Annotated in this window: 28 protein-coding genes and 1 pseudogene; 16 read left to right on the top strand and 13 right to left on the bottom strand. The window is 67.5% G+C overall.

All coding sequences use genetic code 11. The features are described from left to right. Position 1 precedes the first annotated feature (1 nt). The 3 genes from GRI72_RS12925 (at position 2) to GRI72_RS12935 (ending at position 3,107) form a co-directional block, all read left to right on the top strand. Positions 2 to 1,693 carry a hypothetical protein gene (locus GRI72_RS12925; RefSeq protein WP_160734346.1) on the top strand — a complete coding sequence of 564 codons (1,692 nt, stop codon included), beginning with the start codon at positions 2 to 4 and terminating at the stop codon, positions 1,691 to 1,693. 164 nt (positions 1,694 to 1,857) lie between these two features. Further along, the gene (gene arr / locus GRI72_RS12930; RefSeq protein WP_419880247.1) at positions 1,858 to 2,283 is read left to right on the top strand and encodes an NAD(+)--rifampin ADP-ribosyltransferase; all 426 of its coding nucleotides are present in this window, start codon (positions 1,858 to 1,860) and stop codon (positions 2,281 to 2,283) included. 83 nt (positions 2,284 to 2,366) lie between these two features. Beyond that, positions 2,367 to 3,107, top strand: coding sequence for a hypothetical protein (locus tag GRI72_RS12935; protein WP_160734347.1), 741 nt, complete (start codon positions 2,367 to 2,369; stop codon positions 3,105 to 3,107). A 61-nt stretch (positions 3,108 to 3,168) separates the two neighbouring features. On the opposite strand, the gene GRI72_RS12940 is transcribed toward GRI72_RS12935, so the two are convergent. Beyond that, positions 3,169 to 3,438: a DUF2061 domain-containing protein gene (locus GRI72_RS12940; RefSeq protein ID WP_160734348.1), complete on the bottom strand. Its 270-nt coding sequence runs from the start codon at positions 3,436 to 3,438 to the stop codon at positions 3,169 to 3,171. Positions 3,439 to 3,656: 218 nt separating this feature from the next. Here GRI72_RS12940 and GRI72_RS12945 point away from each other — a divergent pair, with 218 nt between their 5' ends. Then, entirely contained in the window at positions 3,657 to 4,001 is a 345-nt protein-coding gene (locus tag GRI72_RS12945; RefSeq protein WP_160734349.1) for an HPF/RaiA family ribosome-associated protein, read from the top strand. Positions 4,002 to 4,017: 16 nt separating this feature from the next. On the opposite strand, the gene GRI72_RS12950 is transcribed toward GRI72_RS12945, so the two are convergent. Then, on the bottom strand, positions 4,018 to 4,473 hold the full coding sequence (locus tag GRI72_RS12950; RefSeq protein WP_160734350.1) for a GFA family protein: 456 nt from the start codon (positions 4,471 to 4,473) through the stop codon (positions 4,018 to 4,020). A gap of 137 nt (positions 4,474 to 4,610) precedes the next feature. Between GRI72_RS12950 and GRI72_RS12955 the strand changes: the two genes are divergently transcribed. The 4 genes from GRI72_RS12955 (at position 4,611) to GRI72_RS12970 (ending at position 6,156) form a co-directional block, all read left to right on the top strand. Beyond that, positions 4,611 to 4,946 (top strand): antibiotic biosynthesis monooxygenase family protein, encoded by a 336-nt coding sequence (locus GRI72_RS12955; protein WP_160734351.1) that lies wholly within the window; start codon positions 4,611 to 4,613, stop codon positions 4,944 to 4,946. 55 nt (positions 4,947 to 5,001) lie between these two features. Then, positions 5,002 to 5,436, top strand: coding sequence for a DUF6491 family protein (locus tag GRI72_RS12960; protein WP_160734352.1), 435 nt, complete (start codon positions 5,002 to 5,004; stop codon positions 5,434 to 5,436). A gap of 200 nt (positions 5,437 to 5,636) precedes the next feature. Beyond that, a complete protein-coding gene (locus tag GRI72_RS12965; protein WP_160734353.1) occupies positions 5,637 to 5,849 on the top strand; it encodes a cold-shock protein in 213 nt (70 codons plus the stop codon). An 82-nt stretch (positions 5,850 to 5,931) separates the two neighbouring features. After that, a complete protein-coding gene (locus GRI72_RS12970) occupies positions 5,932 to 6,156 on the top strand; it encodes a hypothetical protein (protein ID WP_160734354.1) in 225 nt (74 codons plus the stop codon). On the opposite strand, the gene GRI72_RS12975 is transcribed toward GRI72_RS12970, so the two are convergent. After that, the gene (locus tag GRI72_RS12975) at positions 6,150 to 6,530 is read right to left on the bottom strand and encodes a hypothetical protein (RefSeq protein WP_160734355.1); all 381 of its coding nucleotides are present in this window, start codon (positions 6,528 to 6,530) and stop codon (positions 6,150 to 6,152) included. The genes GRI72_RS12970 and GRI72_RS12975 overlap by 7 nt on opposite strands. 10 nt (positions 6,531 to 6,540) lie before the next feature. Beyond that, entirely contained in the window at positions 6,541 to 6,825 is a 285-nt protein-coding gene (locus tag GRI72_RS12980) for a DUF3175 domain-containing protein (RefSeq protein WP_160734356.1), read from the bottom strand. Positions 6,826 to 6,956: 131 nt separating this feature from the next. On the opposite strand from GRI72_RS12980, the gene GRI72_RS12985 reads away from it, so the two are divergent. Further along, on the top strand, positions 6,957 to 7,397 hold the full coding sequence (locus tag GRI72_RS12985; RefSeq protein ID WP_160734357.1) for a COG3650 family protein: 441 nt from the start codon (positions 6,957 to 6,959) through the stop codon (positions 7,395 to 7,397). Here GRI72_RS12985 and GRI72_RS12990 read toward each other — a convergent pair. Together GRI72_RS12990 and GRI72_RS12995 are read right to left on the bottom strand one after the other, a co-directional pair. Then, on the bottom strand, positions 7,375 to 7,719 hold the full coding sequence (locus tag GRI72_RS12990) for an Mpo1-like protein (RefSeq protein WP_160734358.1): 345 nt from the start codon (positions 7,717 to 7,719) through the stop codon (positions 7,375 to 7,377). The two genes, GRI72_RS12985 and GRI72_RS12990, sit on opposite strands and share 23 nt — an antisense overlap. Before the next feature lie 58 nt (positions 7,720 to 7,777). Further along, positions 7,778 to 9,223, bottom strand: coding sequence for a S41 family peptidase (locus GRI72_RS12995; RefSeq protein ID WP_337191194.1), 1,446 nt, complete (start codon positions 9,221 to 9,223; stop codon positions 7,778 to 7,780). 281 nt (positions 9,224 to 9,504) lie between these two features. Here GRI72_RS12995 and GRI72_RS13000 point away from each other — a divergent pair, with 281 nt between their 5' ends. The 4 genes and pseudogenes from GRI72_RS13000 to GRI72_RS13015 all read left to right on the top strand — a co-directional run bounded on the left by GRI72_RS13000 (position 9,505) and on the right by GRI72_RS13015 (position 12,622). Further along, entirely contained in the window at positions 9,505 to 10,107 is a 603-nt protein-coding gene (locus GRI72_RS13000; RefSeq protein WP_337191195.1) for a YbhB/YbcL family Raf kinase inhibitor-like protein, read from the top strand. Between the two features lie 33 nt (positions 10,108 to 10,140). After that, the gene (locus GRI72_RS13005; protein ID WP_160734361.1) at positions 10,141 to 10,392 is read left to right on the top strand and encodes an SWIB/MDM2 domain-containing protein; all 252 of its coding nucleotides are present in this window, start codon (positions 10,141 to 10,143) and stop codon (positions 10,390 to 10,392) included. Between the two features lie 152 nt (positions 10,393 to 10,544). Next, positions 10,545 to 11,348: pseudogene (locus GRI72_RS13010) on the top strand (DUF72 domain-containing protein). After that, positions 11,345 to 12,622 carry a dipeptidase gene (locus GRI72_RS13015; RefSeq protein ID WP_160734362.1) on the top strand — a complete coding sequence of 426 codons (1,278 nt, stop codon included), beginning with the start codon at positions 11,345 to 11,347 and terminating at the stop codon, positions 12,620 to 12,622. The pseudogene GRI72_RS13010 and the gene GRI72_RS13015 overlap by 4 nt, the downstream one beginning before the upstream one ends. A 28-nt stretch (positions 12,623 to 12,650) precedes the next feature. Here GRI72_RS13015 and GRI72_RS13020 read toward each other — a convergent pair whose 3' ends face one another. From GRI72_RS13020 to GRI72_RS13045, 7 genes are all read right to left on the bottom strand, one after another. Further along, the gene (locus GRI72_RS13020; RefSeq protein WP_160734363.1) at positions 12,651 to 12,836 is read right to left on the bottom strand and encodes a DUF3008 family protein; all 186 of its coding nucleotides are present in this window, start codon (positions 12,834 to 12,836) and stop codon (positions 12,651 to 12,653) included. Positions 12,837 to 12,883: 47 nt separating this feature from the next. Continuing rightward, positions 12,884 to 13,192: a hypothetical protein gene (locus GRI72_RS14615; protein ID WP_202389116.1), complete on the bottom strand. Its 309-nt coding sequence runs from the start codon at positions 13,190 to 13,192 to the stop codon at positions 12,884 to 12,886. Positions 13,193 to 13,291: 99 nt separating this feature from the next. Next, positions 13,292 to 14,113: a 2,3,4,5-tetrahydropyridine-2,6-dicarboxylate N-succinyltransferase gene (gene dapD, locus GRI72_RS13025; protein WP_160734364.1), complete on the bottom strand. Its 822-nt coding sequence runs from the start codon at positions 14,111 to 14,113 to the stop codon at positions 13,292 to 13,294. A gap of 67 nt (positions 14,114 to 14,180) precedes the next feature. Then, on the bottom strand, positions 14,181 to 15,251 hold the full coding sequence (locus GRI72_RS13030) for a phosphotransferase family protein (RefSeq protein WP_160734365.1): 1,071 nt from the start codon (positions 15,249 to 15,251) through the stop codon (positions 14,181 to 14,183). 78 nt (positions 15,252 to 15,329) lie between these two features. Then, a complete protein-coding gene (locus tag GRI72_RS13035; protein ID WP_160734366.1) occupies positions 15,330 to 16,418 on the bottom strand; it encodes a Zn-dependent alcohol dehydrogenase in 1,089 nt (362 codons plus the stop codon). Beyond that, a complete protein-coding gene (locus tag GRI72_RS13040) occupies positions 16,418 to 17,704 on the bottom strand; it encodes an acyl-CoA dehydrogenase family protein (RefSeq protein WP_160734367.1) in 1,287 nt (428 codons plus the stop codon). The genes GRI72_RS13035 and GRI72_RS13040 overlap by 1 nt, the downstream gene beginning before the upstream one ends. A gap of 95 nt (positions 17,705 to 17,799) precedes the next feature. Next, entirely contained in the window at positions 17,800 to 19,236 is a 1,437-nt protein-coding gene (locus tag GRI72_RS13045; RefSeq protein ID WP_160734368.1) for an MFS transporter, read from the bottom strand. Between the two features lie 320 nt (positions 19,237 to 19,556). Between GRI72_RS13045 and GRI72_RS13050 the strand changes: the two genes are divergently transcribed. The 3 genes from GRI72_RS13050 (at position 19,557) to GRI72_RS13060 (ending at position 22,926) form a co-directional block, all read left to right on the top strand. Next, complete coding sequence (locus tag GRI72_RS13050) at positions 19,557 to 20,720, top strand: acyl-CoA dehydrogenase family protein (RefSeq protein WP_160734369.1); 1,164 nt, start codon at positions 19,557 to 19,559, stop codon at positions 20,718 to 20,720. A gap of 138 nt (positions 20,721 to 20,858) precedes the next feature. Continuing rightward, positions 20,859 to 21,998, top strand: a complete 1,140-nt coding sequence (locus GRI72_RS13055) for an acyl-CoA dehydrogenase family protein (protein WP_160734370.1) — start codon at positions 20,859 to 20,861, stop codon at positions 21,996 to 21,998. 130 nt (positions 21,999 to 22,128) lie between these two features. After that, positions 22,129 to 22,926 carry an SDR family oxidoreductase gene (locus tag GRI72_RS13060; protein WP_160734371.1) on the top strand — a complete coding sequence of 266 codons (798 nt, stop codon included), beginning with the start codon at positions 22,129 to 22,131 and terminating at the stop codon, positions 22,924 to 22,926. The last annotated feature ends 510 nt before the right edge of the window (positions 22,927 to 23,436 follow it).

The following is a 23,436-nucleotide window of genomic DNA, read 5'->3' on the forward strand; positions in this document are numbered from 1 at the left end:
TATGTCGATCGATCTTGAGCGTGTTATTGCTGTCTCTCATCCCCCTGCGGAGGGAGCGAAAGAGTGGCGTGAAAATGCACTTGAAGGCGTCAAATACGTTGTCGGGATTGCAAATCGCGATCCTGTAGTCATTTTCACATCTTCCGGGCAGTCTCTCATCGTGGGTGTGCTGGCTCCTCTCGAGAATCTCCGCCCACCAGACTTCGATGACCTAGGCCGGATGTCGGTCATGCTGGAGGAGTCCTGGTCTCTCACCTGGTGTAGTGGTGGGGGTGAACCAGACCGAGCATTTCTTTCGCCTCCCCTCGATAGCCCCGGCTGTAAGTCGCTAGTGGGGGGTGAAAAGCTGTTGTTTCGACGCAGCTTCGAAGGCGTTGACCGAGGTCTTGTGCGGACAGAAATCAGTCAAAAGCTTGTACATGCGTTAGGCCTGTACTGGCTTGATGAAGAGTCGGCGTATTGCAGATTAGACGATCATGGTGATGTAGAACCAGTGATTCGCCTTCAGGATATCTCGGCAGCCACGGGTCAAAATAACGACGTAATCGTTACGATAAAGAGAGGAGATCTTCACAACTATATGGCTCTTACAGGAATGGGGCTCGTCATCAAATTCGATTTCACGCGGTTTGAGCCCGGTTCGTTTATGGGATGGCATGGTGAACGCCGATTCAGCACCACTGACACCGATATTTCCTTTCACGGGGGGCAACAGCACAACAGCAGTTTTGTGAACGGTTGCCTCGTCGTTCTCCCGGATGTGGGACCAGACGATGTCCTGCAGACATTGCAACGAGATTGGCGTGATGATGGTAAGCAGTACGCGAGTTTCATTGCCCAAGACTGGAAGAATGATCGGATTGCAGAGATTTCGTGCGCTCCGGATGCCTTGGCAAGCTACTTCGAGAAGGATTCTCCGCTCCCCTTTCAGGTCACCCCTGCCTTCTTCAAGCCCGAAGTTCTGTTAAAATACAAGTCAAATAGAGAGAAATACAAAGTAGAAAATCGATCTATCAGCTGTCGGGGTGCTTGGCATCTTAAGTCCTACGATATAAATGAGGCAGGTCAAGTGCATGCATATCTGTACGACCTTGCGAAGTTGCCCTATAGCGAGCAGCTCTATTGGAAATCCTTCAATGAAGATCCTCGAGCTCCAATATCAAAGCGTGCGTTCCGCACGGACTTCGAAGGTGACTGGGACACCACACACGACCCACTTGAAGATATAAAATCGTATGTGAAAGACCTAAATCGCGTTGTTCCAACTTGGTGGTTGCCGCGAGCTGAGGCGTTGATCGATGCTACCAATTACCCGGTGACTGCGTCTCCTGACGAATGGGCGGAATCGATCCTGTCTCTCGATCAGCTCGTGGTTGAGGGATTCTCGCCATCTGGCTTGCGGACCTTGCTGGCGGAAGCCGCTGTCGACTATGAAAAGAACTGGCAAAGCCTCAAGCTATTGCACGAGATATTGCTAACCAAGGGCATTGATGCGGAAGACGTCCAGAAGATATTGAAACCTCTTAAAGAAATACATCACATTCGGTCAAAGGCAAAAGGACATGCGTCCGGCTCGCAGAGAGCGAATATGATCAAGACTGCACGAACCGAGCACGGATCGCTTACGAAGCATTTTCGTGAGGCCTGTATCCGCTGTCAGCAATCAATTGAGCGCATCATTGATATCCTTTGAAGTATCTGAGCCCCCGCTTGACAGCCAAGCGGAATCCGCCCTCACGCATTTCACCATGATGCTCAAGTGCGTCTCCTCGGCACCAACGACGCCGACCGTGCGGCCTGCTGTCCTATCCGCTCTTCGCCGTGCTAGGCATCCTTCGAATATATAGACAGCGTGAAATCACCTACGCCCGCAACGCCACCGGCCCCTTCTACCACGGCACCCGCGCCGACCTCGCCTTGGGCGACCTGCTCTCGCCCGGCTTCACCTCCAACTACGCCGACCGCAAGCTGTCGTGGATTTACTTCTCCGGCACGCTCGATGCGGCGATCTGGGGGTGTGAGCTGGCGAAGGGTCCCAAAGGAAACGGGAACGCGCGGGAGCGCATCTATATCGTCGAGCCGACCGGTGCGTTCGAGGACAATCCGAATCTCACCGACAAGCGCTTCCCCGGCAACCCGCCCGAGTCGTACCGCTCGCGCGAATCGCTCCGCATCGTGGGCGAGGTCGAGACGTGGGAGCCGCATCCGCCCGAGCGGCTGGCGGAGATGAAGGCCGCGCTCGCGCGGATGGAGGCCGAGGGCGGGCCCGAAATCATGGACTGAGGCACCCCACCGCCTCCGCCCCGCACGCCCCACCGGCAAAAACCATTTTCCTACAAGCCCCCGGCTGTGCCTTATCCTGCGCGATGAGCACGCGTCCCGATCCGTCCGCCTTCGCCGCCGGTGCCGCCAGTGCGCCGGACCGCGGCGACAGTTCCTCCGCTTCGCCTGCCGGCGCGCGCCCTCGCGGGGCCGATGACGCCAGCGGGGCCGGTGAGACCGGCAGGTCCGGCAGGGCCACCCGCCACGATGGCTGGTCGCTCGACAAGCAGGTCGCTTTCCTGCGCGCGCTGTCGGCCACGCATTCGGTCAGCGCCGCGGCCCGCTCGGTCGGGATGAGCCGCCAGTCGGCCTACCGCCTGCGCTCGCGCCTGAAGGGCAAGGCGTTCGACCTCGCGTGGGAAGTCGCCTTCCACCACAGCTACGACGTGCTTGCCCATGCCGCGCTCGAACGCGCGCTCAACGGGGTGGAGATGCCGGTCTATTACCAGGGCGAGCAGGTCGGCTCCTACCGCCGGTACGACGAGCGGCTGACGGTCGCGCTGCTCAACCGCTTCACGCTCGGCGGCAACCCGGTCTTCGGGCGGCTCGGCCCGCGCGCCGAGCTGCACGCGCGCGATTTCGAGGCGCTGCTGGCGCGGATCGGCGCGGGCGAGGCGGTCGATACCGGCGCCCCGGGGCCGGGCGATCCGGGCGAGCTGGAGACGATCCTGCGCCAGAGCAGCGCGAAGGCGACATTCCGCCCCGCCGCCCCCTGTCCGTCCGCGCCCGGCGACGAGGAGATTATCGCGGCCCTTCAGGCGCTTGCGGAGGAAACGGAAAAGTGACGCCCTGTCACTTTCGTCACCCGCGCCCCGGCGGTCGAGAGAGCCGGTCGGGCGGGCACGGTCAGGCGGGCACGGTCAGGCAGACAAGGTCAGGCTGGGGCCGAACGTTCCTGCGCCCCCGGCGATGGAGCAGGACGTCGAGCGGCGCGGGGCGGCTTTCCCGGCGCCAGGCGCGCTCGTGGAAGAAAAACACCACCGCGTTCACCAGCGGCTCGACCAGCGCGATCCCGCCGGCGATCATGATCGAGCCGGTGAACAGGTACGCGACCGAAAAGCCCACCAGCAGGTGGAGGGCGAGGAAGCTGCATGTCTTGGTCAGGTCGCGTTTCATCGGGCCGGCCTAGGCGCGGCCGGTGATCGTGCAAAGCGATGAAAAGTGGGCAGTGTGATCGGTTTTGGCTTTCTTGGCCGGACTTCCGGGCGGCCGGGGGCGAGCGGGCCGGAGCGGTGCCGGGCCGGATTATCGCGCGGCCCGTCGCGCCGGGCGGGAAATCGCGGCGGGTTCGCTCGTTGTTGTCGCACGGTCAATCAAACGAGAGGGCAAATTCCATGCAGGTCCAGTTCAATTCCGATTCCTCGGTCATGGGCACGGAAAACGTCGCCGAGCGGATCGAGGCAAGCGTGCGCGAGAAGCTGGCGCGGTTCGAAGAGCGGCTCACCCGGGTCGAGATCCACGTCCGCGACGAGAACGCGCGCAAGGGCGGGGCGGACGACAAGGCCTGCACGATCGAGGCGCGCCCGCGCGGCGGCCGCGCGATCGGGGTGACCGAGCGCGCCGACAAGGTCGACGATGCCGCGCGCCGCGCCGCGAGCACGCTGGCCCAGCGGCTGGAGCGGCATTTCGGGAAGGAATCGCGCCACGGCCACGATCCGCGGCCCGAAAAGGTGCTGTGAGCCGCGGCGCCGCTGCTCAGTCGAAGCTGAAGCCGGCGGCCCTGGCCTCCGCGATCACTTCGGCGCCGGTCTTCTTCGGGGTGTCCGCCGCCAGCGCGTTGTGCGGCGGCATCTCGTCGATGAAGATCTGCTCGTCCAGCGGCCAGCTTGCCGGCAGGTCGAACAGGCCGGCCATGAACGAGAACGTGCCGGCCGGCTGGAAACTGTACCACAGCGCGCTGCCGCACCGCGCGCAGCTCGCCCGTTCGGCCCAGTCGGACGAGGCATAGCGGTTCACCGCGTCCTCGCCCGAAAGGGTGAAGGCGTCGGGCGCGACGCCGTGGAGCGAGAAGAACGTGCCCCCGGTCCACCGGCGGCACATGTCGCAGTGGCAGGCCTCGATCCCGGGCTTCGCCTCGCGCAGGCTGACGGTGACCGCGCCGCACAGGCAGCGCCCCTCGAGCGGCGGGTCGAGCGGGACGGGGTCGGCCATGGCAGGCTCCTCGGCTGGAGGGGGAATCGGATGGCCGCGCAGGATAGCGCCGCGCGTGCCCGGCCCAAAGCGCTTTCCCCGCCGGCGGAACGGCGGCGCGCGGCGCGGGTTGGTGGGGGAAAGAGGAGGACTGGCCGATGTTCGTCGCCGCCTACTGGTGGAAAGTGCACCCGGGCAAGGAAGAGCAGTTCCGTGCCGCCTGGCGGCGCGGGACCGAGTTGATCGCGCGCAAGTACGGCTCGCTCGGCTCCCGCCTGCACTGGGACGATGACAACGCGCGTTTCGTCGGCGTGGCCGAATGGCCCGACCGCGACACCTGGCAGGCGGCCTACGACGCGAAGATGGCATACGACGAGCCGGAAACCCGGCGCGCCTTCACCGACGCGATCGCCGACACGGCCGACGATCCCCTGCTGTTGATGGAGGTGACCGACGATCTCCTGGCAAGGCCGGCGGCGAGCGGCGCCGTCTGACAAGGGCCTTCGAAAAAGGGCCGTCTGACAAGGAAAGAGCGAACGGAGGTTTCGAATGACCGGTTCCCACAACCCCATCCCCGCCGCGCTGGGCGCCTTCGGCCTCGCGCTGATCGCGGGGTGCACCCCGCCGGCCGATGGCCCGGGCGGGGCCGAGAGCGCGTCCGCCGCCGGGCGCGAGTGCTTCAGCGCGCGCTCCGTCACCGGCTATCGCTCCGCGCCGCGCGATCCGGGCGCGGGGGAAAGGATCTACGTCGATGTCGGCGCGCGCGACACTTACCTGTTCGAGACGTTCGGCGCCTGTCCGGAACTCGATTTCTCGTGGCGCATCGGGCTGCGCGACCGGGGGATCGGGCGGATCTGCCGCGGGGCCGACGTGGACCTGGTCGTGCCCCACCCTGCCTTCGGCACGCAGGTCTGCCCGGTGCGGATGATCCGCAAGCTCGGCCCCGGGGAAGAGGGCGCGCGGCGCAGTCGCAGCGAGGATTAGGTGAATCGGCGCAGGCGTGCTACATGGCCTGCGCTGACGTCGAAAATTGCGACGGACTTCGGCTTTTGACGACCGCCTCGCCGCCTCCGCGCGGCGCCGGCGCAACCCAGACGGCGACTTCCTTTCATTTGACGACCCGACGCACGACCGGCGGGCAATTCCGTCCGCGGGCAATATCGTTTCTTGAAAGGAAACACCGCATGGCCAAGACTGGCACCGTGAAATTCTTCAACGCCGACAAGGGCTACGGCTTCATCCAGCCCGACGACGGTTCGTCCGACAGCTTCGTCCACATCACCGCCGTCCAGGCGGCCGGGATGCAGTCGCTGGACAAGGACCAGCGCCTCAACTTCGAAGTGGAGCGCGGGCGCAACGGCAAGGAAAGCGCCGTCAACCTGTCGGCTGCCGACTGATCCGGCCGGCCGGGCGCTGCCCCCGCGGTGGCGCCCGGCCCGTCACCCGCCCTGTCATCCGCCTCGCTGCAAGGAACGATCCATGAGCCAGGGTTTCGAATTCTATCAGGCACGGGCCGAGGAATCCGCCGCAGAGGCGCGCGCCGCCGTGCTCGACAACGTGCGCGACCGGGCGCTGCGCTCCGAGGCGACCTGGCGGGCCCTGGCCGACCAGGCGCGCGCGGTCGCGAAGGAACGCCTGCGGGTCGAGAACGAGAAGGCCGTCCGCCGCGCGGAAGAGGCCGCCGAAGCCGCCGCGCTTCAATAGGGCCAGCGCGCCGCTGTCAGGCGAAACCGCTCGTCCTCCCGCTCCAGCGGCTGCCAGCCGCGGGCGGCAATCACCTCGTTGCTTTCGCGCGCTTCGCGCCCGGGGGCCAGCGACCAGGTGACGTGGTACGTCCCGCCGGTCGGCCTGTCGGTTGATCCGTCGATCGCGACGACCATCGCCTCCACCCCTTCGCCGTCATCCGCGCGGCCGACGATCCGGGCCGACGACGCCCGGGGCATGTCTTCGCTCTCCCCGGCCGGGCCGAAGGTCACGTGATCGGCCACCGCGCGGGCATAGCGCGGCGGATGGCGCGCCAGCAGCGCCTCGCGCTCGTCGCGGTCGAGCTTCCACCCGCACCAGAGCTGCCGCGTCATGCCGGTGCCCTCAGTCGTCCTGCGGTTCGCGGTCGTAGAGCTTGCGCAACTCGTCCTTCGCGTCTTCGAGCACCTGTTTCTGATCGGAATCGAGATCCTTGCCCGCGCGGTTGATGTAGAATGTCAGCATCGACATCGCGGAGCGGTAGGGATCGGTCTTGCGCCGGTCGCTCGCCTCTGCGGACCGCTTGAGGGACTTGGCGACCTCGCGCGGGTCGTCCTTGGTGAAGACGCCGTCCTCCAGGTCGAGCGCATCGGAATTGTCGGTAACGTCCTGCGACCATTTCTCGCTCATGCCAGGCTCCTTTCATCCGACCAATCGCGAGCGGGGGCACCCGTTCCCGCTGCCCGCGCAGCCGGTTCGGCCGTGGCCACCGTCCCCGTACCCACTGGCAATCGGGCGGCCGATGGCATAGAATGCCCGCCATGACGCGCACGTCGATCGCCGCTGCCGCCCTGCTTTCCCTCGCCGCCTGCCAGTCCGGCCCCGAGGGGCCCGGCGGCACGTCGAGCGAGGCGCCGGGGACGGCCTTTTCCGCCATCGCGATGGACGAGACGGTGAACTTCACCGGTACCGAGCCGTTCTGGGGCGGCGAAGTGACCGGCGAGACGCTGACTTATTCGACGCCCGAGAATATCGAAGGCACGACGATCCGGGTGGAACGTTTCGCCGGCAACAACGGTCTCGGCTATTCCGGCACGCTCGACGGGGAGTCGTTCGACATGACCGTCACGCCCGGCGAATGCTCCGACGGGATGAGCGACCGCACCTATCCGTTCACCGTCACGCTGCAGATCGGGGCGGAGCAGCGCAACGGCTGCGCCTGGAGCGAACGAACCCCGTTCAGCGGTCCGGAGAGCCCCTGACCCCCGCCCGCTCCAGCTCGGGCGCGAGCCGCCCGGTCAGCCACAGCCACCACATCCGGAAGTCCGCGGCGAGGCTCCAGAGCGGATAAGTGAACGTCGCCGGGCGGTTCTTCTCGACCCCGAAATGGGCGATCCAGGCGAAGAAATATCCCGCCAGCGGCAGCGCCAGCAGCCACCACCAGCGCCCCGTCGCGAGCGCGAAGGCGGCGATCAGGACGACGAGCGTGGTGCCGACGTAATGCAGGGCGCGCGTGCGCGGTTTCGAATGTTCGCGCAGGTAGAACGGCCAGAACTCGGCAAAAGTCGAATAGGCGCGGGTCATGGCGGCGAATATGCCATGCGCGGCAGGTGCAGGCAATTCGCCGCCGTTCGCCGGCCGGTCAGAACAGGCCGGGCGTTTCGCGCTGAGCAGGGGTCGGCCGTGCGGGCTGCAACACCTCGCGCCGGGCAGTGATCGCGCGGCTGGTCGGGTCGCGCCGCATGGCGGTGGCGTCCCGGCCGCTGATCGGGCTGCACACGCCCGCCCCGCCGCGCAGGAAGGCCAGCGCCTGGGCGATCGACGATTCGGCCGGATCGCCAAGTTGGGTGCTGATGTCGTCGGAGGCGCGGCAGGTGACCGGCACCACGCTGGCGAGGCCAGTGTAGTACTCGCCCTGGCGATCGGCGTTTTCGGTCTTGAAGGTTACCGCACGCAGCCGCAGGTCGCATTCTTCCTCGGGATGATCGAACCCGTACTGACCCACCGGCTTGCCGTATGTGTTGGTCCCGACCAGAGCCATGTTCGTGTCGAGGTAGGGAATAAAAGCATTGGTGACCAACTCGCTAGCGGAAGCCGTGCCGCCCGTGCCGATGAAGGCGATCTTGGTCGGGGCGATGGCCTGGGATTGGCTGCCGAACAGGTCGGTCTCGTTCCTGTCCGACTTGGACGGGCGCAGGGTCGTGTGGCTGAAGACCTGCCCGACATAGGCCCGTCCCATCAGGTCGCCCATCAGTTCCGCGATGCGGACCAGCCCGCCGCCGTTGTAGCGGAAATCGACGATCACCTCGTTCACGCCCTGCGCGCGGAAATCGTCGAAGGCTTCGCGCAAGTCGGTCTCGGCCGGGCCGATGAAGGTCCGCAAGTTGACGTAGCCGACCTTCTTGCCGCCGTCGTCGATGATCTTCGCGCCGTAGCGGTCGGAAACCGGGTCGAGCGGATACTCGGCCTTGGTCACCGTGACCTGGCGCTCCGTCCCGCCGAGTTCGCGAATGCGGAAGACCCGCTGCACGCCCGGGTCCGAGGGGCCGAGCGCCTCGATCACCGCCTGCGGCCCGCCGGTGGCCATCAGGGTGGCGATGTCCTGCATCGAGGACGCGGTCGGCCCGACGGCCAGCAGTTCGACCCCGCGATCGAGCCCTTGCGGCAGGCCGGGGCCATCCTCGAACCCCTCGATCACGAAGACGCGGTTGCTGCCGGTGTCGTAGCCGAGCCGAATGCCGAAGCCGGCGTTGGAGCCGGAGTTGTAGTAGGCTTCTTCCTCCGCGATCGAGGTGATGTAAGTGAAGAAGCGATCCTTCGACTGCGCGCGCGCCGGCGCGACCAGCGCGTCGATATAGGATTGCAGGTCGTTGTAATTGCCCTGGTTGACCGAAGTGTCCAGCAGGTCGGGGAACAGGTACCATTCGTCCAGCACGGCGCGGACGAAATCCTGCCGCGCCGGGAGCGAGCATTCCGACGAGCTCGGCGGCGGCGTGGGGGTCGGCGTCGGCGTCGGGTTGCCTCCGATCGGCCCCCCGCCGCCCGAATTGCTCCCCCCGCCGCCGCAGGCGACGAGCGATCCCGCCAATACGATGCTGAGTGCGGTGCGACCTCGACCCATTTTCCTGTCCCCCCGTGGCCCCGGCGCGGCGCCAGGGCGATGCCGTGATGACGGCAAAATGCCGCGCCCCGGCAGGGCGCGCAAGCGCGATGGGACGGGCCGAGGGGGAAAATTGGCACGGTTTTCGGGGTGAATCGGCCCTGTCGGGCCGTCAGAGCGGTGGAAAACCCGGGATTTGCGCCCCCGCGCCCTCGCGGGCGCCTGCCGATCGCCCTAGATTGCCCGGCTCGAAACAACAGGAGTTCCACGTGCCGAATACCGTACCGTCCTGGCTTTCCGGAGCGCTCAAGGGCACGGGTCCGGGCGACGGGCGGCTGACGGTGGCCCGCCTGGCCGACGAACGCACGCTGGGCCGGGGCGGCTTCGCGCTGACGAGCCCGGCCTTCGGCGACGGCGAGGCGCTGGACCCCTGCTTTACGGCCGATGAGGAAGACGCGGTCGCGCCGCCCCTCGAATGGTCCGCGCCCCCGCCCGGGACGCAGGAGCTGGCGCTGGTCGTCGAAGATGCGGATGCCGGCGAGGAGCCGGCCTGTCACTGGCTGGTGTGGGGGCTGGCCGGCCAGCGGGGGAAGCTGCTGGAAGGCGAGGTTCCGCCGCGGGTGGGGAAGAATGCCCACCGCAACTCCGAATGGCTCCTGCCGGAGCCTCCGCCCGAGGACGAGGCCCATAGATACGTGTTCCAGCTTTTCGCGCTGGACCTGCCGCTGACCCTGATGCCCGGCGCGAGCCGGGAAGACCTGGTGAAGACGATGGAAAACCACGTCGTCGCCGCGGCGGTCCTGACCGGGAAGTACAAGCGCCAGCCGGAGGATGCAGGGGAAGGGGCTTGGGACGAAGACGATTTCGTGTAACCAGCAACAAGCCAAGAAGGAAAGGACCTTAAAATGGCTGGCAAGAACAATGCACTGCAGAAGCCGGTGAATCTCTCATCGGACCTTGAGAACGTGGTCGGCAAGGGGCCGATGACGCGCGCCCAGGTCACCTCCAAGGTGTGGGACTACATCAAGGCCAACAACCTGCAGGATTCGCAGGACAAGCGGATGATCAATCCCGACGCCAAGCTGGGCGCGGTGATCGGCAATTCGCAGATCTCCATGTTCAAGATGACGGCCGCGGTGTCGAAGCACCTCAGCTGATCGCGTTTGCCGGCGGCGCGGCGCCTTCGTCGCGCGCGCCGCCGGATTGCCGCGCGGGGGCGCCCCCCGCGTGCGAGGGGCCGGGGCGATCGCGCCCGGCCGATCCCCGTCGCGGCATACGCGGCGCCCCGGCGTGAAGCGGGCGAGGGCCTATGACGATCCGGACCGGCATCGGCGGCTGGACATATCCCGACTGGCGCAAGGGCGCCTTCTATCCCGACGGGCTGCGCCAGGCGGACGAGCTTTCCCATGCCGCGCGGCGGGTGGGCGCGATCGAGATCAACGGCACGTTCTACCGCCTGCAGAAGCCGGAAAGCTTCGCCCGCTGGCGCGAGGAGACCCCGCCCGGCTTCGTCTTCGCGATCAAGGGATCGCGCTACGTCACCAATCGCAAGGACTTGTCGCAGGCCGGGGAATCGGTCGACACGTTCGTCGCCCAGGGCATCGCCGAACTGGGCGACCGCCTGGGCCCCGTGCTGTGGCAACTGGCGAAGACCAAGCGGTTCGACCGCGACGAGATCGCCGCCTTCCTGGCCCTCCTGCCCCGCGAGACCGGGGGGCTGCCGCTGCGCCACGCGATCGAGGCAGGGCACGAGAGCTTCGCGTGACCGGCCTTCGTCGATCTCGCGCGCGACGCCGGGGTCGCGATCGTCTGGTCGGAAGACGAGGGGCGGGCCCGGATCGCCGACCGCACGGCGGACTTCGCCTACCTGCGATGCCAGCAGATGCGGAGCGAGATCGCGACCGGGTACGACGAGGCCGGGCTGGAACGGATCGCCGCGATGTGCCGCGCCTGGTCGGAAGGCGCGGCACCCGAGGGGTTGCCATATGCAGGCGATCCGGGCGACAGCGCCGGCGGTGGCGGGGATGTCTTCGCCTTCATGATCAACGGCGCGAAGGAACGCGCACCGGCGGCCGCCATGGCGCTCGCCGAAAGAGTGGAAGGATCGGAATGAAACTGTTGTCTTCGCTGCGCCCGAATACCCTGGTCCCCGGCACGCTGGCTTTCGCCGCGATGGCCCTCGCGCCCGCGGCGCTGGCGCAGACGCCCGAACAGGTCGCCGAGGCCGCGCTGGAGGCCGCGCCCGTGTTCGACGGGCACAACGACGTGCCGATCCAGCTGCGCGCGCGCCTGCAGAACATGATCGCCGATTTCGACTTCGTCGACACGACCGATACCGGCGCCGAGGACGGGCGCACGATGCATACCGACCTCACGCGCCTGCGCGAAGGCAAAGTCGGGGCGCAGTTCTGGTCGGTCTACGTCTCGCCCGCGATGGAGGAGCCGGAAGCCGTCCAGGCGACGATCGAGCAGATCGACGTCACCCGCCGGCTGATCGATCGCTATCCCGACGACCTGGCGCTGGCGCTGACCGCCGACGACGTCGAGCGCGCGGTGCGCGAAGGGCGGATCGCCTCGCTGATGGGGATGGAAGGCGGCCATTCGATCGGCTCCAGCCTGGCCGTCCTGCGCCAGATGTACGCGATCGGCGCGCGCTACCTGACGCTCACCCATTCGCGCAACACGCCCTGGGCGGACAGCGCCACCGACGATCCCGAGCACGGCGGGCTGACCGATTTCGGCCGCCAGGTCGTGCGCGAGATGAACCGGCTCGGCATGCTGGTCGATCTCAGCCATGTCAGCGAAGCGACGATGGCCGACGTGCTCGATATCGCGAGCGCGCCGGTGATCTTCAGCCACTCGGGCGCGCGGGCGATCAACGGCCACGCGCGCAACGTGCCCGATTCGATCCTCCGTCGCCTGCCGGAAAACGGCGGCGTGGTCATGGTCGTCGGCCTGCCGGGTTACCTGAGCGAGGACATGCGGCAGTGGAACGCCCGCCGGCAGGCGGAGCGGGCGCGGCTGGAATCGCTCTGGCAGGGGCAGCCGGACAGCGCCGCCGCCGCGCTCGAGGCATGGGACGCGGCGAACCCCGCGCCGACCGCGACGATCGCCGACATGGCCGATCATATCGATCACGTCCGCCAGGTGGCGGGGATCGACCATATCGGCATCGGCGGCGATTACGACGGGATGCCCACCGGCCCGCAGGGGATGGAGGACGTTTCGGGATACCCGGCGCTGTTCGTCGAACTGGCGCGCCGCGGCTATAGCCAGGCGGACCTGGAAAAGATCGCGATGGGCAATGTCCTGCGCGCGATGCGGCAGGCCGAAGCGGTCGCCGCGGCCCAGGCGGACATGGACCCGATCGAAACCCCGGCATCGTAACCGCCGGGCGAGGGCGGCAGCGCGAGGGTCAGTCGGACTTCCTGTCGGGCAGGCCCTCGCGATCGGTTTCCGCGAGCTCTTCCAGTTCGCTCTCGCTCATCGAATCGTACATCTGTTTCGACGCGCCCTGCAGGTCGGACACTTTCGTCTCCCCGCGCTTGGCGGAAAGCGCGGCACCGGCCGCCTTCTGCTGGGCTTTCGATCGGGCGGGCATGGCCAGTTCCTCCTGTAATCGGGTCGGGGGGCGGCCCCCGGCGCGGATCAGGTGCCGACGCGGCCCGGGTCGTCCGCCGGGCTGTCGTTGCCCTCTACCGCGCCCTCGATATCATCGAAGCGATCGTCGACGATGCTGTCGGTACCGGTGTCGCGTTCCTGGGCCTCGATCCGGCCGCTGACATTGCCCTCGCTCTCGACGTCGCCCTGGGTCAGGGCGCCGGTGACCCAGATCACGGTGAGCGCCGCAATCGCGAGGAAAGTGCCGACGATCAGGACCCAGCGCACGACGCCTTCCTTCGAGCCGCCGCTCGCCTCGGTTTCGTTCATGTGAACTTCGTCGCCCCGTCGTTCCATCGTTCTTGCTCCCGTAAACGCGACCCAGATGGGCCAACTACGCACGGGAAGGGCGAATGTTCCTGTTCCGTGCGCGGGAGCGTGCCCCGCGCCGGGGCGTCAGTCGCGCAGCAGGTCGTTGATCCCGGTCTTCGCGCGGGTCTGCGCGTCGACGGTCTTCACGATCACCGCGCAGGCCAGCGACGGGCCGCCGTCGGGATCGGGCAGGGTGCCGGGCACGACGACCGAGTAGGGCGGGATCGCGCCGCGGGTGATCCGGCCGGTCGCGCGGTCCACGATCTTGGTCGACTGGGTGATGAACACGCCCATCGCGACCACGCTGCCTTCGCCGACGATGACCCCTTCGACGATTTCGGAGCGCGCGCCGATGAAGCAGTTGTCGCCGATGATGGTCGGGTTCGCCTGCAGCGGCTCGAGCACGCCGCCGATTCCGGCGCCGGCGGAAATGTGGCAATTGCTGCCCACTTGCGCGCAGCTGCCGACCGATGCCCAGGTATCGACCATCGTGCCGTCGCCGACATAGGCCCCGATGTTGACGAAGCTGGGCATCAGCACCACGCCCTTGCCGATATGGCTGCCGCGGCGCACGATCGCGCCGGGCACGACGCGGAAGCCGCCGGCGGCGAAGCGGCCTTCGTCCCAGCCATCGAACTTGCTCGGCACCTTGTCGTAGGCGGGCGCGCCCACCGCGCCTTCGATCACCGCGTTGTCGCGCAGGCGGAAGCTGAGGAGGACGGCCTTCTTCAGCCACTGGTTGACCTTCCAGCCGCCTTCCCCGTCAGGCTCCGCCACGCGGGCCTTGCCGCTGTCGATCAGCTCGATCGCGGCTTCGACCTGGTCGCGGATGGCGGTCGAGCCGGGGCCGACCTCGGCGCGGTTTTCCCAGGCGGCTTCGATGGCGGATTCGAGTTCGGCGGACATGGCGGCGCTCCGGTCGGTTGCAGTTGGCCCCGGCTGCTAGCGGCCCCGCGTCCGCGCGGCAAGAAAGCTAATCCAGGCCCGCTGCTTGCGCGAATTGATAGGCGCGATCGACCAGCGGCCCGACGCGTTCGGACATCGTCTTGGCATGGGCGGAGGAGGCCGTGCCGTCGATCACGCGTTTCTTGATCCCCTGCATGATCCCCGCCAGCCGGAACAGGTTGTAGGCGAAGTACCAGTCCATCGGCGGAACCGGGTAGCCGGTGCGCGCGACATAGCGATCGACCGCCTGATCGACCGTGGGAATGCCCAGCGCCGCGAGGTCGAGCCCGCCCAGGCCCGCCCGCCCGTCGGCCGGGCTGTACCAGTTGAGCATGAGGTAGGCGAAGTCGGCCACCGGGTCGCCCAGCGTCGAAAGCTCCCAGTCGAGCACGGCGATCACGCGGTTTTCGGTCTTGTGGAAGATCATGTTGTCGAGCCGGTAGTCGCCGTGGACCACGCTCGATTCATGCTGCGGCGGGACGGTCTGCGGCAGCCATTCGATCAGCCGGTCCATCTTGGGCAGCGGCTCGGTTTCCGAAAGGCGATACTGCTTGGTCCAGCGGGCGATCTGGCGCGCGCAGTAATCGGCCGGCTTGCCGAAATCGCCCATGCCGATGGCCTGCGGGTCCTTCAGGTGGAGATCGGCGATCGTGTCGATCATCGCGTGGTAGATCTCGCGCCGCTGGTCCGGCGTGCAGCCGGGCAGCGCCCCGTTCCACAAGGAACGGCCATCGGCGAGATCCATCACGAAGAACTTCGACCCGATCACCTCCGGGTCTTCGCACAGGCCGTAAGTCCGCGGCACGGGGAAGCCGGTGGGCCCCAGCGAGGACATGGCCTTGTATTCGCGGTCCACCGCGTGCGCGCTGGGCAGGAGCTTGCCGAACGGCTGGCGCCGCAGGACGTAGGACTGCTTCGGCGTGTCCACGCGGTAGGTCGGGTTCGACTGGCCGCCCTTGAACTTGGACAGCGAGACCGGCCCGGCGAAGCCGGCGACGTTCGCCTCCATCCACGCGGTCAGCGCGGCCTCGTCCAGCCGGTCGCGCTCGGGCACGGCGATCGTGCCCACCATTTCCTTCTCGTAGTCGATTTCGGCCATTTCACCTCGTCCCTTGGGGCGGGGCGGCGGAACCTGCCGCCGCCCCGCCGGGTCTTTTCGCCGCCTTGGCGTTCGCCGCTAGTCGAACACGATCACGCTGCGGGCGCTGTGCCCGGCGCGCATCTTGTCGAACCCGGCGTTGATCTCCTCCAGCGGGATGCGCTCGGCAATGATCGTGTCGAGATCCAGCAGCCCGCGCATGTAGAAATCGACCAGCCGCGGCAGGTCCACCGGGAAGTGGTTCATCCCCATGATCGCGCCTTGCAGCTTCTTGCCCGAGAGCAGGTCCATCGCGCCGAGGCCGACCTTGCAGTCGAGCGGCATCATGCCGAGGATCGTCGCCGTCCCGCCGCGCCGCAGGACCTTGACCGCGAGATCGGCGCTCGCCTGGCGCCCGACCGCCTCGATCGCGTGATCGACGCCGTCGCCCGCAATGCGCACGACCTGTTCGGCCGCGTCGTCGGCCAGGGCATCGACCGTGTGCGTCGCGCCCAGCGTTTCGGCCAGCGCGCGCTTTTCGGGCAGGGGATCGACCGCGATCACTTTCCCCGCCCCGGCGATCCGGGCGGCGTTGATCGTCGCCAGGCCCACGCCGCCGCAGCCGATCACCGCGACCGTTTCGCCCGGCACCAGCTTGCAGGCGTTGAACACCGCGCCCGCGCCGGTCGTGACCGCGCAGCCGATCACCGCGGCGCGATCGAGCGGCATGTCCTTGTCGATCGCGACGCAGGCGTGTTCGTGGATCAGCATCTGTTCGGCGAAGGCGGACAGGTTCAGCAACTGCATCACCGGCTCCCCCCCGTCGCGGGTCAGGCGCGGGGCCTGCCCTTTCCCGCGCCGGGTATCGCCGCCCAGGCACAGCGCCATGCGCCCGGTCACGCAGAATTCGCAGTGGCCGCAGAAGGCGCTGAGGCAGGTGACCACGTGATCGCCCGGCTTCACCGTCTTCACCTCGCTGCCGACCGCGCGCACCACGCCGGCCGCCTCGTGCCCGGGCACGAGCGGCAGGGCGTGGGGATAGGCGCCGTCGATGAAGTGCAGGTCCGAATGGCACAGGCCGCAGGCCCGCGTGTCGATCAGCACCTCGTGCGGCAGCGGGTCGGCCACCGCGATCTCGCCGATCACCAGCCCTTCGCCGGGCTTTTCGAGGATTGCCGCCTTCGCCATCAGCGCGTGGCCCCCATGTCGCCCGAGCTGACCGCGTCGCTGGCCGGCTGGGGGGAGTGCTTGGCGAACTCCATCCGCGCGATCGACCGCGCGTGGACTTCGTCCGGCCCGTCCGCCAGGCGCAGCGTGCGCTGGTGGGCATAGGCCTTGGCGAGGCCGAAGTCGTTCGACACCCCGCCGCCGCCGTGGGCCTGGATCGCGTCGTCGATGATCTTCAGCGCCATGTTCGGCGCCTGGACCTTGATCATGGCGATTTCCTGCTTGGCGGTCTTGTTGCCGACCTTGTCCATCATGTCCGCCGCCTTCAGGCACAGCAGGCGCGTCATCTCGATGTCGATCCGCGCGCGGGCGACCCGCTCTTCCCAGACCGAGTGCTTGTAGATCGCCTTGCCGAACGCCTCGCGCGCCTGCAGCCGCTCGCACATCCGGGCCAGCGCCTCTTCCGCGACCCCGATCGTGCGCATGCAGTGGTGGATGCGGCCCGGGCCGAGGCGGCCCTGCGCGATCTCGAACCCGCGCCCTTCGCCCAGCAGCAGGTTTTCCGCCGGCACGCGCACGTTTTCCAGCGCGATTTCCATGTGGCCGTGGGGCGCATCGTCGTAACCGAACACCGGCAGGTGGCGCTCGATCGTGACGCCCTCTGCATCGAGCGGCATGACGATCATCGATTGCTGCGCGTGGCGCTGGGCGTTGAAATCGGTCTTGCCCATGACGATCGCGACCTTGCAGCGCGGGTCGCCTGCGCCCGAGGACCACCACTTGCGCCCGTTGATCACGTAGTGATCGCCGTCGCGTTCGATCCGGGTTTCGATATTGGTCGCGTCGGAACTGGCAACGCCGGGCTCGGTCATCAGGAAGGCGGAGCGGATTTCCCCCTCCATCAGCGGCTTGAGCCACTGGTCCTTCTGCGCCCGCGTGCCGTAGCGGTGGAACACTTCCATGTTGCCGGTATCGGGGGCGGAGCAGTTGAACACTTCGCTGGCCCAGCCGATCCGGCCCATTTCCTCGGCGCAGAGCGCATATTCGAGGTTGGTCAGGCCCGGGCCGTCGAACTCGAACGTGTCGTCCACGTGGCTCAGCTGGCCCTGCGGGGGCATGAACAGGTTCCAGATGCCCTGCGCCTTGGCCTTGGCCTTCATGTCCTCGACGATCGGGATCACTTTCCAGCGATCGCCTTCGGCATCCTGGCGGGCGTAAGTCTCGGCATTGGGGCGCACGTTCGTCTCGATGAAGTCGCGCACGCGGTCGCGCCAGTACTGCTGCCTCTCGGTGGGTTCGAAGTCCATCTTGCTAGCCGTTCCTCTCTAGGATCTCGTTTCGTTGCGGTGTGAAACTGGCAGAGGCGCGTGCCCGCGCCAAGCTGCAATCGCGGGTGACCGGATCATGGTGCAGCGCCTCCGGCCTCGGGATCGGCGCGCGCCGCGGCGTCGAGCGCGGCCAGCCGCGCCTCGTGATCGGCGCGGTCGATCGGGAAACGGGCCAGCCACCAGGCGGAGAAGGCGCCGAGCAGGGCGATCATCACGCAATATTGCACGATCACCGCGTCGATCACCGGCTCGGCCACGCTGCCGGGGGTGGCGTCGGTCGGCAGGCCGGAGAGCGAGACGATGATCCCGGCGCTGAGAATGCCCAGGCCCGTCGCGCATTTCTGCACGAACCAGTTGCCCGAATAGAACGCCCCTTCCGCCCGGCGGCCGGTGCGTTCTTCGAACGCTTCGACGATTTCGGCGACCATCGACGATGCCGAAACCAGCACCATCACCGTGAAACAGTTGCTGACCAGAACGAACGCGAACAGCATCGCGGTGGACGCGGTGCCGCCGACCTCGGGCCACATCCCGGCCAGCCGCAGGCCGTAGGGGATCAACCAGAACGCCGCGCCCAGGATCGTCGCGCCCGAAGCCACGCGAATCTTGCCGAACCGGCGATGGAGCGCGCCCAGCGACAGGAACACGACGATGACGCTGGCGAGAAGCACGAAAGGATAGGTCGCCAGCGCGCTCTCGGTGAACTCCCACACGAAATAGAACAGGTAATTGGACAGCGCGAACGTCATCCCCTGGGTGATGTAGGCGGCGACGGCCCCCAGCGCGAAGATCAGGAAGGCGCGCTCGGAGAACGATTCGGCGATCTCGGCGAAGGCGGTCCGCAGATGGAAGCGCGGCGGCCGCGCGTCGGGATAGCGGGCGACGAACTTGTGCTGGCCCAGCGCGGAAAGCAGGGTGGTGACGACGATCACGACCGCCCCGACGAGGCCGTAAGTGCGATAGCCGTCGCGGTCGAGCAGGCTCTCGCTCAGGAACACGCTGTAGGTCAGGAACAGCAGGGCGAGCCCGCCGGTCCAGCCGAACAGGTAGCGATAGCGGAACAGCGTCGTGCGTTCGTCGTAATCGCGCGTCAGCTCGGGCACGAGCGCGGCCGAGGGGACTTCGCAGGCGGACAGCAGCAGGCGGATCACGATCGCCATGCCCAGCAGGAGGGCGAAGCTGGGCGGCCCGTCGACCGGCGGCGACCACAGCACGTACCAGGCGATGCCCAGGGGCAGCGGGGCGAGGTAGAGCCAGGGCAGGCGCCGGCCCCAGCGCGAATAAGTGCGGTCCGACAGGTTGCCCAGCAGCGGATCGACGAAGGCATCGACGATCAGCGCCAGGACCAGCGCGAGGCTGACCAGCCAGGCCTCCATCCCCAGGACGAGGTTGTAGAACGTCAGCAGGAAGACGGAAAAACCGTTGTCCTTCACCCCGAAGGCGATCGAGCCGACGCCGTTCGCCAGCTTGATCCGCATCGGCAGCGGGCCGCTCCTTGCCGGCGCGCTCATGCCCGCGACGCCGCCCGTCGCGTGCCCGAGAACCGGGCCGTGGGTTGGGCCGGGATCGGGGCCGCGATTGGCGCAGGGATGCGGGCCGCACGGGGCGTCGCGGGGCCCGTCAGGGCTCGATCGATCATGCAGGCCTCTCCTCCCGATTTCGGCCCCTGAGCTTACGGGAAGGTAAACTTGCGTCAACGCGCTTGTGATGACGTTACGGCATGGCGGAACGGCACGATCGCGCTTGCGGTCCGGGGCCGAATCACCTTAACCTGCACGTAAAGCTGGCGGCATTCGACCGTCCCCGTTTTCCCGAGAGGAGCATGCCTGAAATGTCGGATCTGGACACCTTTCGCGCCGAGACGCGCGCCTGGCTCGAAGCCAATTGCCCGCCCGAGATGCGCGAGCCCGTGCAGGGCGAGGACGACGTGTACTGGGGCGGCCGCAAGGCCACGTTCAAGAGCGAGGCGCAGAAGGCCTGGTTCGAGGCCTGCCGCGACAAGGGCTATACCGTCCCGGCCTGGCCGCGCGAATATGGCGGGGCGGGGCTCTCCCCGGCCGAGGCCAAGGTCCTGCGCGAGGAAATGGCGCGCATCAACGCCCGCCCGCCGCTGTCGAGCTTCGGCATCTGGATGCTCGGCCCGGCGTTGCTGAAGTTCGGCACCGAGGAACAGAAGCGCAAGTACCTGAACGAGATCGCCCGCGGCGAGATCCGCTGGTGCCAGGGCTATTCGGAGCCGGGCTCGGGCTCCGACCTCGTCAGCCTGCAGACGTTTGGCGAGGACAAGGGCGATCACTGGGTCGTCAACGGCCAGAAGATCTGGACCAGCTATGCCGACAAGGCGGACTGGATCTTCTGCCTCGTCCGCACCGACAAGACGAACAAGTACCAGGGCATCACGTTCATGCTGTTCGACATGGAGTCGCCCGGCGTCTCGACCAAGCCGATCCTGCTGATCAGCGGCAACAGCCCCTTCTGCGAAACGTTCTTCGACGACGTGAAGGTGCCGAAAGACCAGTACGTGGGCGAGATCAACCGCGGCTGGGACGTGGCCAAGTACCTGCTGGGGCACGAGCGCGAGATGATTTCGGGCGCCGACAACTCCGAACGCGGCGCGGGCATCGGCGCGATGCTGAAGCGCCAGGCGGGCGAGCTGGACCCGGTCCTGCGCGCAGAGCTGGCGATGTTCGACGTCGACGCCCTGGCCTTTTCCGCGATGGGGGAGAAGTTCCTCGACGAGATCAAGGTCGGCAAGGCGCACCCGGCGCAGCCGAACATGATGAAATACGCCGGGACCGAGCTGAACAAACGCCGGCACGAGCTGCTGATGGCGGCCGGCGGGTCGGCCGCGCTCGAATGGGACAGCGAGGAATCGCGTGGCGGCGCCGCGGCGCGGTCGTGGCTGCGGACCAAGGCCAATTCGATCGAGGGCGGGACGAGCGAGGTCATGCTCAACGTCATCGCCAAGCGTATTCTGGAGCTGCCGGGGGCTTGAACCGATTTCCCCTCCCGCTTGCGGGAGGGGCCGGGGGCGGGCCTCGGCCGACGTGCCTGCCCCGTTGCGATCAGGGCTTGCCGCAAGGGGCAGGCCGCGCTCCGCTTCCGCGCGCGGGAGGGAGCCAGGGAGAAAGAAATGCCGCTCTATCACGATGACGACCAGACGATGCTCGCCGATACCGCCCGCCAGTTCATGGCGGAGGAAGGCGCGATCGCGAAGCAGCTGCGCCACTGGCGCGACCGCGAATGCAAGGACGGCTTCGGCCACGCGCTGTGGAAGCAGATGGCCGAAATGGGTTTCACCGGCATCCTCGTGCCCGAGGCCGACGGCGGGCTGGGCATGGGCCATGTCGAGGCGGGCATCGTGCTGGAGGAGATCGGCCGCAACCTCACGCCGTCGCCGTTCCTGACCAGCTCGGTCGTCGCCGCGACCGCGCTGGGCCAGGCGGGCGACGAACTGCGCGGCCGCTACCTGCCCGGGCTGATCGCGGGCGAGAGCGTGTTCGCCGTCGCGATCGACGAAGGCGCGAAGCACCGGCCCGAACGGATCGCGACCCGGGCCGAGAAATCGGGCAACGGCTTCCGCCTCTCGGGCCGCAAGGACTTCGTCGTCCAGGGCGCGAGCGCGGACATGATCGTCGTCGCCGCGCGCACTTCGGGCGCCGACGACGATGCCGACGGCGTGACGCTGTTCGCGGTGCCGAAGGACGCGGCCGGGCTGAACCACGATTCGGTGCGGCTGGTGGACAGCGCGATGGCGAGCCACCTGACGCTCGACGGGGTGGAGCTCGACGGCGATGCCGTGATCGGCGAAGTCGACGGCGGGCGCGAAGTGCTCAACCGGATGCTCGACGCCGGGCGCGTGGGCGCCGCTGCCGAGGGGGTCGGCGTGGCCCGCGGCGCGATGGACATGACGGTCGATTACCTCAAGCAGCGCAAGCAGTTCGGCAAGCTGATCGGCGAGTTCCAGGCGCTGCAGCACCGCGCCGCGCACCTCTATTCCGAGGTCGAGATTGCCCGCGCCGTGACGATCAAGGCCCAGCAGCTGCTCGATGCCGGGGCGCAGAACGCCTCGCTGATGGCCTCGGTCGCCAAGGCCAAGGTGGGCAAGGCCGCCGGCCTTGCGGTGAAGGAAGGGGTGCAGATGCACGGCGGCATCGGCATGACCGACGAATACGACATCGGCCTCTACATGAAGCGCGACCGCGCGCTGGCCGAGTTCCTCGGCGACGTGCACTATCACGCGGGCCGCGTGGCGGAGCTGTCGGGCTACTGATACCATCCCCTCCCGATTGCGGGAGGGGCGGGGGCAGGGCCGGCCGGCCCGCCCCGCCGCGACCGGGCAGGCAGGCTGCCCGGCCTCGCTCCCCGCCCGCACGCGGGAGCGGCAACCAGGAGAGACATTCATGACCCTCGAAGACCTGTTCAGCCTCAAGGGGCGTATCGCGCTGGTGACCGGCGGCAGCCGCGGAATCGGCCGGATGATCGTCGAAGGCTTCCTCGCCGCCGGGATCGACAAGGTGTACATCACCGCGCGCAAGGGCGGCGAGCTGCACGAAGCGGCGGAGCAGATGGGCGAGAAAGTCGTGCCGATCCAGGGCGACATCTCGACGATGGAAGGGATCGAGGAACTGGTGGCCGAGATCGCGGGCCGCGAGAGCAGGCTCGACATCCTCGTCAACAATGCCGGCGCGGCCTGGGGCGCGGACTACACCGAATTCCCCGAAAGCGGGTGGGACAAGGTGATGGACCTCAACGTCAAGACGCCGTTCTTCCTGACCCAGAAGCTGCACGGCCTGCTGACCGCGGCGGCCAGCGCGGAGCGCCCGGCGAAGGTGATCAACATCACCTCGATCGACGGGCAGCGGGTGAACCCGTGGGAAACCTATCCCTACCAGGCATCGAAGGCGGCGCTGATCCACCTGACCCGGCGCATGGCCGCGCGGCTGGTGCGGGATCACGTCTATGTCACCAGTCTCGCGCCCGGGGCCTTCCCCTCGAACATGAACCGCGCCGCGCGCGACCACGAGGAGGAATCGGCCGCCGGCATTCCCAGCCGGCGCGTGGGCGACAAGTTCGACATGGGCGGCACCGCGGTCTACCTCGCCAGCCGCGCGGGCGACTACACGATCGGCGAAACGCTGACGGTCGACGGCGGCATCGTCAACGCGCTGCTGCCCAGCCACTTCGCCCAGCCCGGCTGAGCTGTCGGGGCAGGTCCGAACGCTCGACAGACCGTCGCCCTGAACGTGGTTCGGGGTCCATTCCTCCTCCCGCACCGACGGTGCCGGGCGGCGCGATGGATGCTGAAACACGTTCAGCATGACGGGGGGCGGCGAAGGATCGCTCTCCGCAACGCGAGCTCCTGCGGAAGCAGGAGCCCAGGACGGCGGGCGTTGCGGCTGTGTCTGGGTTCCTGCTTTCGCAGGAACTCGGCGTGGGTTGCATGGCGGGGCGCGGAACCGGCCCACGCCCGGTCATCCGCTGGCGAGTGCGGACGGTTACGCCGGGAGGAAAGGCAAGCGGACGGAACCGGCCGGTGCCGCCTGGGCATCACAGGATTGCCACCTGGGCGTCACAGGGTTGCCTTGGCAACATCCTTGCGAGTGGCGGGAGGGGTTGCCTTCAACCTCCCGCTCGGCCCTTCGAGGGGTGCGAGGCGCGGACAGGGCCAGGGCTCGCGCTTGCCCCGTCCGTTGGAACCAGCGTCCGTT

Origin of the sequence: Pelagerythrobacter marinus, assembly GCF_009827515.1 — a bacterium.
Lineage (GTDB): Bacteria > Pseudomonadota > Alphaproteobacteria > Sphingomonadales > Sphingomonadaceae > Pelagerythrobacter > Pelagerythrobacter marinus.